The following is a 12,907-nucleotide window of genomic DNA, read 5'->3' on the forward strand; positions in this document are numbered from 1 at the left end:
TGGAAGCCGAAAGTAAGTGAATTCTATCGGCAGATTCTATCTCCGGATTCGTCAGCGTGAAAATATGCAAGAATGGGGAGTTTGATGTTGCTTCCTATATGCGCTGTAGCCTGCGCCAAACAGGGCAATGCATTCTGGGAGCTCCGAGGCTGGAGTGAAGATATTTCCTCCGGCATATCCCAAAAAGATCCATTTATTATCGTCAGTTCTACTTTGCTCTTCTCCCTGTATCAGGCGTGGTGCCGAAGAGTCTGTTATATCAATAATATAAGTATTTCCTCCCCCTCCTATGCCTACGAGCCAATTTTCGGGTGTTCGATATAAGTTAATTGTATCGGCCGGCCCCCAATTCGTCCACAGACTAACTGATAGCGTGCCATGCTGGTTGTCTATCCTCAATGTGTATGGCCGCTCTTCTAGGAGCCACCCCCAAGATTGAAAGCGGACAAAGGCATTGCTTCTCGGAAGGTTGATGACAGATTCTTGTGGCGGCCAAAACAAATTACAAATATAGATCAAAATAAACAGCGCCGTACCTATGGATAGTGCACTCGGAAAGCAGCCTCTTCCCTTCATTGTGGTCTTGCTCGCATTCGGGGGCAGGCCTGTGCTAGCGTAGGCGTTACCACAGATCTCTCAGAACCGCGCCGGATCAAGTTCGAAGGTCGGCGGCAGCGCCTCGAACCACTCGCTGTAATAGGGATCCTTCGGGATCGCCGTCGCCCAGCGCGCGCGGAAGCGGGCCTGCTCGTCCGCCGCGACGGTGCGCGCCCGGTTGCGGCTCTCGTAATGGTAGAGCTCGACTTCGGCGCAGTAGACGCTGCGCAGGCCGCGCTCGCGCAGGCGCAAGCAGAGATCGACGTCGTTGTAGTTGACGGCGAACCCCTCGTCGAAGCCCTGGATCGCCTCGAAATCGGCACGCCGCACCATCACGCAGGCGCCCGTCACCGCGAGGTAGTTGCGGTTGCCCGCCGTCGAGAAGAAGTGGCCGGGATCCTCCCGCGGATAGGAGCGGCGGGGATGGTCGGGCGTCGCGTCGATCACCGTGACGCCGACATGCTGCAACTCGCCGGTCTCGAATAGAAGCTTGGGGCCGACTGCGCCGACGCCGGGGATCTGTAACAAGGCCAGCATCGCCTCGATCCAATCGGGACTGATGACCTCGATGTCGTCGTTGAGGAAGACGAGCACCTCGCCGCTTGCCGCCCGCGCCCCGAGATTCATCTTGGCGGCGACGTTGAAGACCGGCTGGTCCCAGGTGACGGAGCGGGCGTCGAACCGCTCCAGGGCCGCCTTGGTCGCGGGCCGCAGATCGCCGTTATCGACCGCCACGATCTCGATGGGCTCGTAAGTACTCCGCTCGCGGATGCTGGCGAGGCAGGCGGCCAGGAGATCGACGGTGCGGCCGCGGACCTCGCTATCACGGCCGGCGGTGGGGATCACGATCGAGACCAACGGGCGCGCGGCGAGCGGCCGGCGCAGGTGGAAGCTGCCGGCGAACGCCGTGGGACGCACGCTTGCGAGCCCGCCGGTGCGCCGGGCCCGGTCTTCGAGCGCCCGGGCCGCGGCGGCGACCACGTAGCCCTTGTTATCCATGGCCTGGGCGGTCGAGCCGGGGATCGCGCGCCAGTGGTAGAGCACTTGCGGCACGTGATGCACGCGGGCTGCGTGCTCGGTGTAACGCAGGACGAAGTCGTAATCCTGCGCACCCTCGCATTCCGCCCGGAAGGCGCCGATGCGGTTGACGATGTCCATCCGGTAGAGCGCCAGATGGGCCGTGTACATGCAGGCCTCCAGCGTCTCGGGCGACCAGTCCGGCTTGAAGAACGGCTCGTAGCGTTCGCCGCCCACCGTGATCTTGTCCTCGTCGGAGTAGAGGAAATCGATCTGCGGATCCGCGTTCAGGGCCTCGACGAAGGCGAAGAGGGCGTGCGGCGGAATCATGTCGTCGTGGTCGATCAGGGTGAGCCAGTCGCCGGTCGCGAGCGCCATGGCGTCGTTGCTCGCCCCGACGATGCCGCCGTTCTTCGCCCGCCGATGCAGGCGCACCCGCGGCTCCTCCGCCGCCAGGGCATCCAGCATCGGCGCGATGTGGGGCGCGCTCGACGCGTCGTCGCAGAGGCACAGTTCCCAATCGGGATAGGCCTGCGCCCGGATGCTGGCGAGCGCCGCTTCGAGATAGGGTTTTGGCGTGTTGTAGACCGGGATGACGATGGAGATGCGCGGCCGCACCCGGAAGCTCTCGATCGCCGCCCGCATCGCCTCCGAGCTCGGCAGGGTCGGGCGCTCGACCTTCTCGATCCAGGCGGCGTAGGAAGCGGCCGCCGGGCGCGGCCGGGCGCTGTCCCAGAACGCCCGCCACAGGGCGGAGGGCGGGCGGCTCAGGGCGAGGCGCGCGAGGCGCCCGAGCAGGGCCTGAGCCCCCCTCTCCTCCTCCGGCAGCCGCGCCACGAGCCGGCGGGCGACGGCGAGCGCGGCGGCGGGGCCGCGCAGGGGCTCCAGCGTCGCCCGCGAGAGGCGGAACCGCCCGCTCGCGGCGAGCGGATCGAGCCGCAGGCCCCGCACCCGGCGCGGCAGGCGCACCAAGTCGTCGATCCCTCCGTCCTCGCGCATTTCGAGCCGAACCGCCTCCTCCTCGCGGAAGCCCGAGCCGTCATCGACGTAGAGGAGCGGCACGGGCTTCGTCGCGCCCAGCCCGTCGAGGTCGGCGCGGATGCGCACCCATCCCCCCGTGAGCCGGAACGGGAACAGCCGTCCGCCGCGAGGATGGGTCAGCCGGAATTGCGGATCGGAGCCGGTGGAGCGCCAGATGCCCTGCCCCTCCGGCTCGACCTGTCCCTTCGGTTCGATGCGGCAAGCGATCATGCGAAAGGCGTTAGAGCGCATTCCGACGAAGTGGCAACCGGTTCGTCGTAAGAATGCGCGCCAAACCAAGGGCCTAGCGCGGCGCGAGGTGAACCGCGAGCCAGATCGTCGGATTCTGCGTGCGCTCGACGCGATGCCGGCGGTGCGCCGGGATCAGCAGGTGATCGCCCGCCGAGAGCAGACGCGGCTCGGGCTCGTCGGCGAAGCGGAGTTCGGCGCTGCCCTGAAGCACCGCGACCCACTCGTCCCCGTCCTGGTCGTACCAGAAGCCCGGCGGGCTCGCCTGCCCCGTCGAGACAATGCGCTCCACCCGCAGGCCGGGACGCGCGAGCAGGGTCTCGACGATTTCTTCATCCGCGCGCGCCGGCAGGCCGGCGAACAGGTTGGGACAGGCGGTCATGTCGATGTCTCTCCCGGCCGAGAAGGCGCCGCCGGAGCCGGTGTGACACCGAGCCGTCCTCTCGGCGTTGAGACAGGGAAGGCGGCGTTCTCCGCGCCGCCGCAGCTTGCGACGGATCGATGCCCGAGACCAAACCTGCGCCGCTCCCCCCGGCCACCGAGGATGCCGGCCTGCCGACGCCGCCGAGCCCCGGCCGCCTGCCGCCGCCGAACCTGCCGCCCGCGCCGCCCCCCGCCGACGAGTCGTCCGGCGAGAAGACGGACGGCGCCGGCACGGAGTGAGGCGGTGCCGGATCGCGCCGCCGAGGCCCGCGCCCGGATGGTCGAGGCGCAACTGCTCGGCCGCGGCATCCGCGATGCCGCCGTCCTCGGAGCGATGGGGGCGGTGCCGCGGGAGGCCTTCGTGCCGCCCGACTTGGCGGCGGCGGCCTACGGCGACGGGCCGCTGCCGATCGGTGCGGGGCAGACGATCTCCCAGCCCTATATCGTCGCCCTGATGATCGAGGCGCTCGCCCTGCGGCCCGGCGACCGGGTGCTGGAGGTCGGCGCCGGTTGCGGCTACGTGGCGGCGGTGCTGGCGCGGATGGGCGCGCAGGTCTTCGCGATCGAGCGACATGCCGCTTTGGGCGAGACCGCCCGGACACGTCTCGCCGCTCTCGGCTTCACCTCGGTGCATCTACGTGTCGGCGATGGCTATGCGGGCTGGCCGGAGGCTGCGCCCTTCGAGGCGATTCTCGTCTCCGCGGCGGGGCACGCGATTCCGGAGGCGCTCAAATCCCAGCTCAAGGTCGGGGGCCGCCTCGTCATCCCGGTCGGCCCCCCAGGCGGGCAGACGCTGCTGCGGCTGACCCGGCGCGGGCCGGACCGGTTCGAGAACACCGATTTCGGCCCAGTCTCGTTCGTGCCGCTGCTGCGGGGTGTCGGAGTAGCGGACAGCCCGTGACGCGCTCCTTCTCCCTTGCTCTCTTGCCGGCACCGGGCCACGACGAAGGGCCTCTCCTGTCGATCCCGGCGAAATGGCGGAACGCTCTCTCTCCAAAAAAGTGCGAAAATGTCAGAGGGCCGGGAACCCGGCTCCATCATCCGCGTTACGCGCGTGCGAGGCCCGGTTGGGCTCGCAGGTTGGGCGCCGGACGTAGATGTCCGGCGGCCCTCGTCATCACGTTGCTCCAAGGAGGATGTGGTCATGAGGACCTTCGACTTCGCTCCCCTCTATCGTTCCACCGTTGGCTTCGACCGGCTGTTCTCCCTGCTCGACCAAGCCGAGACCTCGGCCGCCTGGCCGCCCTACGACATCGAGAAGGTGTCTGAAGACGCCTACCGCATCACCATGGCGGTCGCCGGGTTCGCGCAGGATGAGATCGAACTCACCCAGCACGACACCACGCTCCACGTCTCGGGCCAGAAGAAGGCCCAGGAGGGCGAGCGGCAATACCTGCACCGGGGCATCGCCGGCCGCACGTTCCGCCAGACCTTCAACCTGGCTCAGCACGTGAGGGTCATGGGTGCGAGCCTGGAGAACGGCCTGCTCACGGTAGAACTGAAGCGTGAGGTGCCGGAAGCGCTCAAGCCGCGCCGTATCGCCATCGGCGGCACACAGGCTGCCATCGGGCAGGACAACGCGCTGGCCCAGAATGCGCGGTCTCAGGTCGAGGATCGGTCCAAGGCCGCCTGACCCTTCGCGAGAGACCACCCACGAGCCGGCATCCCCGGGGGCTTGCGCTTCCCGGGGATCGCTTCCTTTTCGCACGAAACCCCCGTGCCTCCAGGGAGATGACCCGTGACGATGATGGAGACGTATCCCACCCATTCCGGGCCCGTTTCCGGCCCCATGAACCCGGCCGGCGCGCCGGCGGCCTCGTTTGAGACGTGGCAGGCGCTCGTCGCCCCTGGCGACGTGTTCCGCCATCCGCGCGAGGTGCTGGCCCACCCGCTCCTCTCGCGCGCGGACAAGCGCGCGATCCTGGCCTCCTGGGCGTCCGATGCCTGCGCCCTCGAGAGCGCCCCCGCGATGCGATGCCTTGCCGGCTGCAAGGCCGAGCCGGTGCCGGTCGACACCGTCCTCGCCGCGCTCGGCACGCTCGACCAAGAGGCGCCCTCGGCGGCAGCCGCCCCTCCGGGCCGTCGAGCCGCGCCCCGGCGCCCGCGGCGCTTGTCGAACCTGCACCGGTTCCTTCGTCCTGGGCGCCGGAACGATGACGACGATCCGCCGCCCTGCCCGGCGGCGATGAGGCCGCGCCCGCGGACGCCCCCGAGCGGCGCGGCCCTGGCGGTCGGCATTCCGGCCTGACCGCGAGTCGGCGTCCTATCGGCTTGCGCCCGACGTCCAGCCTCCGAGGACGGCCTGCGAGTCCGGTGGCGCCCTCCTCGAGAGGGCGCCGTCACCGCCGCCCGAACAGCCGCTCGATGTCGGCGAGCCCCAGGGTTACGAAGGTCGGGCGGCCGTGATTGCACGAGCCCGAGAGCGGGGTCGCCTCCATCTCGCGCAGGAGCGCGTTCATTTCCTCGGGCTTGAGGCGGCGTCCGGCGCGGATCGAGCCGTGGCAGCTCATCCGCGAGAGGATCGCGTCGAGGCGCCGGCTTACCGGGTCGGGATCGCCCTCGCCGGCCGGGCCGCCCTCCTCGACGCCGCTGGCAGCAAGCGCGTCGAGCACGTCGAGCACAAGGTTCTTCACCGAGCCGCCCGCGAGCGCCGACGGCACAGCCCTCACCAGCACCGCGCCTGGGCCGAAGGCTTCGAGGCTCAGGCCCAGCCGCTCCAGTTCGGGGGCGGCCTCGACGAGGCGGTCGGCCTCCTCGGGCGCCATCTCGACCACGTCGGGGATCAGGAGTCCTTGGGCGAGCACGCCGCCACCGGCGCGCTCGCGCTTCAGCCTCTCGTAGACGAGCCGCTCGTGGGCGGCGTGCTGATCGACCAGCACGATCCCGTCTCGGGTCTGGGCGACGATGTAGGTCTCGTGGATCTGCGCGCGGGCAGCGCCGAGCGGATGCGTGTCGGGATGAGCCTCGACCTCCGGGACCGTCTCCGGCTCGGGTCGCAGGTCGGCGCCCGGCGGGGCGAGATCGGCGGAGAACAGCGCCTGCGGCGCCTCGGCGAAGCCCGAACGTCCCGTCTCGAAGGCCGGGTGCGGAGCCGGGCGGTAGCCCGCAGGCGCGGCCACCGAGGGACCGGAGAACAGGCGGCTCGCCGGGCGGGGGCTCAGAGGGCTCGCGGCGGAGGCCCCCGAATGCACGGCGAACCGACCCGCAACCGCAGCCATCGGCGGGGGGCTCCCGCCGGCCCGGAGGGCGTCGAGGGCGGCCTGGGTGCCGGTGCTGGAGGACCGGGCACCGGCCCGGCGCAAGGCCTCGTGGATTGCGCTGACGATGAGCGCCCGCACCAGCCCCGGCTCGCGGAAGCGCAGCTCGGTCTTGGCCGGATGCACGTTCACGTCGACGAGGCCGGGATCGCAGGTGAGGTGGAGTGCGAGCACCGGGTGGCGGTCGGAGCTCATCGTGTCGGCATAGGCCCCGCGCACGGCGCCGAGCAGCAGCCGGTCGCGCACCGGTCGACCGTTGACGACGAAGTGCACGTGGCTCGCCGCCCCGCGGTGGAAGGTCGGCAGGCCGACATGGCCGGCGAGCGCAAAACCCTCGCGGGCCATGTCGACGGGCACGGAATTGCCGGGAAAGTCCGGCCCCAGCACCGCGCCGAGTCGGCGCAGCAGCGCGGCCGGGCCCGGTTCGCTCTCGGCGGGAAACACCGTGGGGCTGCCGCTCTCGGTGCGGAGCGTGAAGCGGATCTGCGGCTGCGCCACCGCAAGCCGGCGCAGGATCTCCGAGACGGCGGCCGTCTCGGCCCGGTCGGATTTGAGGAATTTCAGCCGGGCCGGGGTCGCGGCGAAGAGTTCGGTAACCTCGATCCGGGTGCCGCGCGTCGCGGGCGCCGGGCGCACCGGGCCCTTGGCGCCGGAATCGATCGTCAGGCTTACCCCCTCCCCGTCCGCCGTGCGCGAGGTGATGGTGAGCCGCGAGACCGCGCCGATCGAGGGCAGGGCCTCCCCGCGAAAGCCGAGCGAGCCGATCCGGGTCAGGTCGCCGTCGGGCAGCTTCGAGGTGGCGTGGCGCTCGATCGCGAGCGCGAGGTCGTCGGCCCCCATGCCGATGCCGTCGTCGATGACGCGAATCAGACGGCGCCCGCCGCCCTCGATTGCCACCTCGATGCTGCGCGCGCCGGCATCGATGGCGTTTTCGACCAGTTCCTTGACGGCGGAGGCCGGGCGCTCGACCACCTCGCCCGCGGCGATGCGATCGACCAGAATCGGATCGAGGCGGCGGACAGTGGCGCGCGGCGGGGCGAGCGGTTCTGCGGCGGACATGGCCTGCGAGATATAGGAGGTGTCAGGGCCGCCTGATAGCGAGCGGCCCCCGCTATCCTCATCCCTTGCCTCATCCTCGCGGCAGCATCCGGTCGCTGATGATGCGGCGCTGGATCTCGCTGGTGCCCTCGAAGATCGTGGTGAGGCGGGCGTCGCGCCAGTAGCGCTCCACCCGGCGCTCGGTGGTGTAGCCGTTGCCGCCGTGGAGCTGCATCGCCTGGTTCGTCACCCGCACCGCCATCTCGGTGGCGAGCAGCTTCACCGCCGCAGACTCGCTCTCGGCGGGCAGGCCCTCGTCGAGGAGGTGGGCGACCTGTTGCCAGTAGGCACGGGCCTGGGCGACTTCCGCCGCCATGTCGGCGAGCGCGAAGCGCAGAGCCTGGAACCCGCCGATCGGCTGACCGAACTGCTCGCGCTCCTGAAGGTAGGCGGTGCAATCCTCCACCGCCGCCCGCGCCACGCCGACGGCGCGGGCAGCGGTGTGGACGCGGGCGATGTTGAGACCCCGCTGCACCGCGGCGAAGCCGCCGGAATCCGCGTCCGCCCCCTCGTCGCCGTAGAGGCCGGTGAGCCGGTCGCGCTCCGGGACCCGCACACCGTCGAGCTGAAGCTCGAAGGTGAGGAAGCCGTGATATCCGATCTTGTCGATGACTTTGCCGGTCATGCCCGCGGGGAAGGTGCCGGGCTCCTTGACGACGAGGAACGGCTCCAACCCGGCCGAGCGCGGCTCGTCGGGCCCGGGGTCGCGCACGCGGGCCAGCACCTCGATGAAGTCCGCTCCTTGCGCGAAGCCGGCCCAGCGCTTGGTGCCGGTGAGCACCCACGCGTCACCCTCGCGGGTTGCGCGGGTCTGCACCCCGGCGAGATCCGAGCCGGCAGTGGGTTCCGACAGCGCGATCGAGCCGATCCATTCGCCCTTGGCCGATTTGGCCAGCAGCGCCCGGCGGCGGTCGTCGTCGAGGGTCTGTGTGCCCAGCCCCTGGCCGCGGGCGAGGATCGAGCCGGTCGAGAGCCAGGCGCGGGCGAGTTCCTCGGAGACGAGGCAGTACTCGAACACGCCGAGACCCATCCCGCCATACTCGGCGGGGATGGTGATGCCGAACCAGCCCTTCTGCGCCATCTGGTCGATCAGCGAGCGGGGCATTTCTCCTTTCTGCGGGTCGAGTTCGTCGGCGAGGGGGAGGATCACGTCGCGGGCGAAAGCGCGGGCCTCCTGCTGCAGCGCGGCGCGGGCGTCCGTGCGCCAGGGCGAGAGCAGCTCCGGCGGGCGCGGTGCCTTGAAGTCCGGCTTGGCCATGGGTTTTCCCTGTTCTCGTCGGCTCTTGTCGAGGGTCGTGCGAGCCGAACGCTCAAGCTGGCAAAACGTTCGCGCGAGCCCCGTCGAGGTGACGCGTGGGCCCGACGCTCTTGCGCTGGCGCCCGCCCGCCCCCAGAACGCCGCCCATGCTGCGCGTCAACGATCTCACCTTCCGCATCGGCGAGCGGGTCATTCTCGATTCGGCGACCTTCGCGATTCCCGATCGGGCCCGTGTCGGGCTGGTCGGCCGCAACGGCGCGGGAAAAACCACGCTGTTCCGGGCGATCCTCGGCGAGTTGCCGACGGATGCCGGCGCGGTCTCGCTGCCCAAGGGCATGCGCATCGGCGCGGTGGCCCAGGAAGCGCCCGCCGGCCCCGAGACCCTGCACGAAGTCGTGCTCGCTGCCGACACCGAGCGCGCCCGGCTGATGCGCGAGGCCGAGACCGCGGACGGCCTGCGCCGCGCCGAGATCGAGACGCGGCTGGTCGATATCGGCGCCCACTCCGCCCCGGCGCGTGCCGCGGCGATCCTGCACGGCCTCGGCTTCGATGCGGCGGCGCAAGCGCGGCCCTGCTCGGATTTCTCCGGCGGCTGGCGGATGCGGGTGGCACTCGCCGCCGTGCTGTTCTCCGAGCCGGACCTGCTGTTGCTCGACGAGCCCACCAACTACCTCGACATCGAGGGCACGCTCTGGCTCTACGACTACCTCGAGAAATATCCCCGCACCGCGGTCATCATCAGCCACGACCGGGAATTGCTCGACACGTCGGTCGATCACATCCTGCACCTCGATCGCGGCAAGCTCACGATCTACCGCGGCGGCTACACCAGCTTCGCCCGCCAGCTTTCCGAGAAGCGGGTGCTCCAGGCAAAGGCGAAAGCCAAGCAGGAGGTCGAGCGGGCCCATCTGCAGAGCTTCATCGACCGCTTCAAGGCCAAGGCGACCAAGGCGCGCCAAGCCCAGTCGCGCATGAAGCGGCTGGCCAAGATGGAGCCGATCGCCGCGCTGATCGAGGACGAGGTGCCGGTGATCCACCTGCCCAGCCCGGAAAAGCCGCTGTCGCCGCCGATCGTGGCGATGGAGCGGGTCCAGGCGGGCTACGGCGAGCGGATCGTGCTCTCGGGGCTCAACCTCTCGCTCGCCCCCGACGACCGGGTGGCGCTGCTCGGCGCCAACGGCAACGGCAAGTCGACCTTCTGCAAGCTGATCGGCGGGCGGCTGCCGCCGCTTGCGGGCGAGATGCGGCGCTCCTCGAAGATGGAGGTCGCCTATTTCGCGCAGCACCAGCTCGACGAGCTGCGCCCTTCCGAGAGCGCGGTGGCGCATGTGCGCGACCGCATGCCCGATGCGCCCGAAGCCAAGGTGCGCTCGGCCGCCGCCCGGCTCGGCTTTCCCGCCTCGAAGGCGGACACGCCGGTGGAAAAGCTCTCCGGCGGGGAGAAGGCGCGGCTGCTGATGGGGCTCGCCGCCTTCGACGGGCCGCACCTCTTGATCCTCGACGAGCCGACCAACCACCTCGACATCGAGAGCCGGCAGGCCCTGGTCGAGGCGATCAACGACTACGAGGGGGCGGTGATCCTCGTCAGCCATGACCGCTTCCTGATCGAGGCCTGCGCCGACCGGCTCTGGATCGTCGGCGACGGTTCGGTGAAGTCCTTCGACGGCGACATGGACGATTATCGCCGTCTCGTCCTCGCCGGTCCGGAGCGGGCGGACACCTCCAGCGAGGGCACCGGGGGGCAGAAGGCCGAGGCGCGCCGCTCGGCGGTGGAGCGCCGGGCCGCGCTCGCACCCCTCCGGAAGCGCCTCGAGACTATCGAGGCGCGCATGGCCAAGCTCTCGGGAGCGATCGAGAAGATCGACGCCGCGCTCGCCGACGGCACCGCCTTCCTCAAGGACGCGGCCAAGGCCGGCGACCTCGCCCGCATGCGCGCCGAGGCCGCCGAGGCGCTGGCGAAGGCCGAGGAGGAGTGGCTGGAGGTGAGCGGAGAGATCGAGGCGGCGGCCTGAGGCTCGCGCCGCGCTCACGGCCTTCGCTCAGGCGGGCCCCCGCGAGAGCGCCAGCCACGGCATCACGGGAACCCGCCGCGGCGTGAACCGTGGGTGGCAGACAGGTTGGCACGCATGGGCAACGCCGGCCCCTGCCCCGCGTTGACCGACGCAAGGCTGAAGCGGAGGAACCATGCGCGGCACGAGCCATCCCGGGACACGTCGGAGCGGCAGGGCCGGCGCCCTCGCGCTGCTGCCGCTCGCCGCGACCGGCGCCTGGATCGCCTGGAGCCATCTCGGGCTCAACCGGGCCGGCCCCCTCCCCCCGGCCCTGCCGGGGCGGCGCAGTACCCTGCGCACGCGGGCCGGCCGGGTGAACCTCTACGCCTCGGATGCGCAGGGTGGCCGCCCGCTCCTGCTGATCCACTCGATCAACGCGGCCGCCAACGCCTACGAGGTGAAGCCGCTCTACGAGCATTACCGGGGCAGCCGCCCGGTCTACGCGCTGGAGCTGCCGGGCTTCGGTCTCTCCGAGCGGGCGGACCGGATCTACACGCCCCGGCTGATGACCGATGCGATCCTCGACGCCGCGGCCGAGATCGCCGGCCGCCACGGCGGCGTGGCGCTCGATGCGATTGCGCTCTCGCTGCCTTGCGCCTATCTCGCCCGCGCTGCGCTGGAGCGACCGCACCTGTTCGCCAGCCTCGGCCTCATCAGCCCGACCGGCTTCGACGCCCGCCTCTCCGGGCGCGGACCGGCGGATACCAATCGCGGCCATCCGCTAGCGCGCCAGCTTGCCGCCTTCCCGCTCTGGGGCCGCCCGCTCTTCGACGCGCTGGTCAGCCGGCCGAGCATGCGCTTCTTTCTGGAAAAGACCTGGGGCAGCCGCGATATCGACGAGGGCCTGCTCGCCTACGACCAGCTCTCGGCGCATCAGCCGGGGGCCGAACACGCGCCGTTCTCGTTCCTGTCGGGCTACCTGTTTCCCGACGACACGACGCGGGTCTACGAGGCGCTGCGCCTGCCCGTCTTCATGGTCCACGGGGCGCGGGGCGACTTCGTCGATTACCGCTATGTCGGCGAGGTGGCGGGCCGCCCGAACTGGACGATCCTGCGGCTGCCGACCGGCGCCTTCCCACATTTCGAGGATCGGCCGGCGGTGACGGGCGCCTACGACGCCTTCCTGGCCGCTCACGATCAAAAGCGAGTTCAGGCCACCGCCTCGATCCGGTAGCGCAGCCAGACGGTGCCGTCGTCGAACGGTTCGCAGGCGGTACGGGTCAGGCGGCGACGCGAGCCCATGGAATCGCCCTCCCCGCCCTCGAAATCGAACAGGGCCGGCGTGCCGAGGACGCCATCGACGGCGGGCGCGAGCAGCAGGCTGAGTTCGTCCACGAGCCCGGCCTTGAGCAACGAGCCGTTGATGCGCCCGCCACCCTCGACCAGCAGCCGCTCGATGCCGAACAGACGCTTCAACTTGGCCAGCGCCAGGGTGAAATCGACCTCGTGCTCACCGGCCAGGATGTAGGATTGGCCGCCCGCTTTCAGCCGGCGCAGGCGGTCGTCCGAGGCCTGCCCCGTCGTCAGTACGACGACGTGATCGCCCTCGATCTCGTTGCGCGCGCCCCAATCCATCGCGCCGCGGGCATCGAGCGCCACCGCGTAGCCGGGCGCATCGGTGCGGGCGACGTGATCCTTGCGCGACACCGGCGCCTCGGGCGGCGCGGAGGTCAGCGGCTCGGCGCTGTCGGCATAGCCCTGCATGGTGATGCGCCCGCACATCCAGGCGTCGCCCCCGAGCCGCTTGTGGACCTCCTCGTAGTGGGAATCCGCGTCGATGGTGGTCCAGCGCCGGACCTTGATGCGACCGTCGACCGAGGTGGTCATGTGGCACAGGACGTAGGGGCGCTCCGATGTGTCGGCCATGGCGGCGGGTTTCCTGCTGTCGGGGATTGAAGGCCGGAACTAGACCGCCTTCGCCCGTCGGCCAGGGTCGG

The 12,907-nt window shown here is 70.2% G+C and carries 11 protein-coding genes; 6 read left to right on the forward strand and 5 right to left on the reverse strand.

Annotated features, from left to right (window positions below):
- Positions 1-636 precede the first annotated feature (636 nt).
- Together FHU13_RS25165 and FHU13_RS25170 are read right to left on the reverse strand one after the other, a co-directional pair.
- Positions 637-2,865: a glycosyltransferase family 2 protein gene (locus FHU13_RS25165; protein ID WP_183438561.1), complete on the reverse strand. Its 2,229-nt coding sequence runs from the start codon at positions 2,863-2,865 to the stop codon at positions 637-639.
- Positions 2,866-2,938: 73 nt separating this feature from the next.
- Complete coding sequence (locus tag FHU13_RS25170; protein WP_183438562.1) at positions 2,939-3,265, reverse strand: cupin domain-containing protein; 327 nt, start codon at positions 3,263-3,265, stop codon at positions 2,939-2,941.
- A gap of 119 nt (positions 3,266-3,384) precedes the next feature.
- Between FHU13_RS25170 and FHU13_RS25175 the strand changes: the two genes are divergently transcribed.
- From FHU13_RS25175 to FHU13_RS25190, 4 genes are all read left to right on the forward strand, one after another.
- Entirely contained in the window at positions 3,385-3,546 is a 162-nt protein-coding gene (locus tag FHU13_RS25175; protein ID WP_183438563.1) for a hypothetical protein, read from the forward strand.
- Positions 3,547-3,550: 4 nt separating this feature from the next.
- On the forward strand, positions 3,551-4,207 hold the full coding sequence (locus FHU13_RS25180) for a protein-L-isoaspartate(D-aspartate) O-methyltransferase (RefSeq protein ID WP_312889647.1): 657 nt from the start codon (positions 3,551-3,553) through the stop codon (positions 4,205-4,207).
- Positions 4,208-4,450: 243 nt separating this feature from the next.
- The gene (locus tag FHU13_RS25185; protein ID WP_183438564.1) at positions 4,451-4,939 is read left to right on the forward strand and encodes an Hsp20 family protein; all 489 of its coding nucleotides are present in this window, start codon (positions 4,451-4,453) and stop codon (positions 4,937-4,939) included.
- Between the two features lie 114 nt (positions 4,940-5,053).
- Entirely contained in the window at positions 5,054-5,554 is a 501-nt protein-coding gene (locus FHU13_RS25190) for a hypothetical protein (protein ID WP_183438603.1), read from the forward strand.
- 91 nt (positions 5,555-5,645) lie between these two features.
- Here FHU13_RS25190 and mutL read toward each other — a convergent pair whose 3' ends face one another.
- Positions 5,646-7,622, reverse strand: coding sequence for a DNA mismatch repair endonuclease MutL (gene mutL / locus FHU13_RS25195; protein WP_183438565.1), 1,977 nt, complete (start codon positions 7,620-7,622; stop codon positions 5,646-5,648).
- A gap of 70 nt (positions 7,623-7,692) precedes the next feature.
- Positions 7,693-8,919: an acyl-CoA dehydrogenase family protein gene (locus FHU13_RS25200; protein ID WP_183438566.1), complete on the reverse strand. Its 1,227-nt coding sequence runs from the start codon at positions 8,917-8,919 to the stop codon at positions 7,693-7,695.
- Between the two features lie 146 nt (positions 8,920-9,065).
- On the opposite strand from FHU13_RS25200, the gene FHU13_RS25205 reads away from it, so the two are divergent.
- Both FHU13_RS25205 and FHU13_RS25210 read left to right on the forward strand, forming a co-directional pair.
- The gene (locus FHU13_RS25205) at positions 9,066-10,931 is read left to right on the forward strand and encodes an ABC-F family ATP-binding cassette domain-containing protein (protein ID WP_183438567.1); all 1,866 of its coding nucleotides are present in this window, start codon (positions 9,066-9,068) and stop codon (positions 10,929-10,931) included.
- Positions 10,932-11,103: 172 nt separating this feature from the next.
- Complete coding sequence (locus tag FHU13_RS25210; RefSeq protein WP_183438568.1) at positions 11,104-12,144, forward strand: alpha/beta hydrolase; 1,041 nt, start codon at positions 11,104-11,106, stop codon at positions 12,142-12,144.
- Here the strand turns inward: FHU13_RS25210 and FHU13_RS25215 are convergent.
- The gene (locus tag FHU13_RS25215) at positions 12,120-12,836 is read right to left on the reverse strand and encodes a dihydrofolate reductase family protein (RefSeq protein WP_183438569.1); all 717 of its coding nucleotides are present in this window, start codon (positions 12,834-12,836) and stop codon (positions 12,120-12,122) included. The genes FHU13_RS25210 and FHU13_RS25215 overlap by 25 nt on opposite strands.
- Positions 12,837-12,907 lie beyond the last annotated feature (71 nt).

This window comes from Methylobacterium sp. R2-1, assembly GCF_014191355.1.
Lineage (GTDB): Bacteria > Pseudomonadota > Alphaproteobacteria > Rhizobiales > Beijerinckiaceae > Methylobacterium.

Excerpts from the sequence above, each read along its gene's own strand:
- FHU13_RS25165 (WP_183438561.1), bottom strand. The coding sequence starts at position 2,865 with ATGATCGCTTGCCGCATCGAACCGAAGGGACAGGTCGAGCCGGAGGGG.
- FHU13_RS25170 (WP_183438562.1), bottom strand. The coding sequence starts at position 3,265 with ATGACCGCCTGTCCCAACCTGTTCGCCGGCCTGCCGGCGCGCGCGGAT.
- FHU13_RS25175 (WP_183438563.1), top strand. The coding sequence starts at position 3,385 with ATGCCCGAGACCAAACCTGCGCCGCTCCCCCCGGCCACCGAGGATGCC.
- FHU13_RS25185 (WP_183438564.1), top strand. The coding sequence starts at position 4,451 with ATGAGGACCTTCGACTTCGCTCCCCTCTATCGTTCCACCGTTGGCTTC.
- FHU13_RS25190 (WP_183438603.1), top strand. The coding sequence starts at position 5,054 with ATGGAGACGTATCCCACCCATTCCGGGCCCGTTTCCGGCCCCATGAAC.
- mutL (WP_183438565.1), bottom strand. The coding sequence starts at position 7,622 with ATGTCCGCCGCAGAACCGCTCGCCCCGCCGCGCGCCACTGTCCGCCGC.
- FHU13_RS25200 (WP_183438566.1), bottom strand. The coding sequence starts at position 8,919 with ATGGCCAAGCCGGACTTCAAGGCACCGCGCCCGCCGGAGCTGCTCTCG.
- FHU13_RS25205 (WP_183438567.1), top strand. The coding sequence starts at position 9,066 with ATGCTGCGCGTCAACGATCTCACCTTCCGCATCGGCGAGCGGGTCATT.
- FHU13_RS25210 (WP_183438568.1), top strand. The coding sequence starts at position 11,104 with ATGCGCGGCACGAGCCATCCCGGGACACGTCGGAGCGGCAGGGCCGGC.
- FHU13_RS25215 (WP_183438569.1), bottom strand. The coding sequence starts at position 12,836 with ATGGCCGACACATCGGAGCGCCCCTACGTCCTGTGCCACATGACCACC.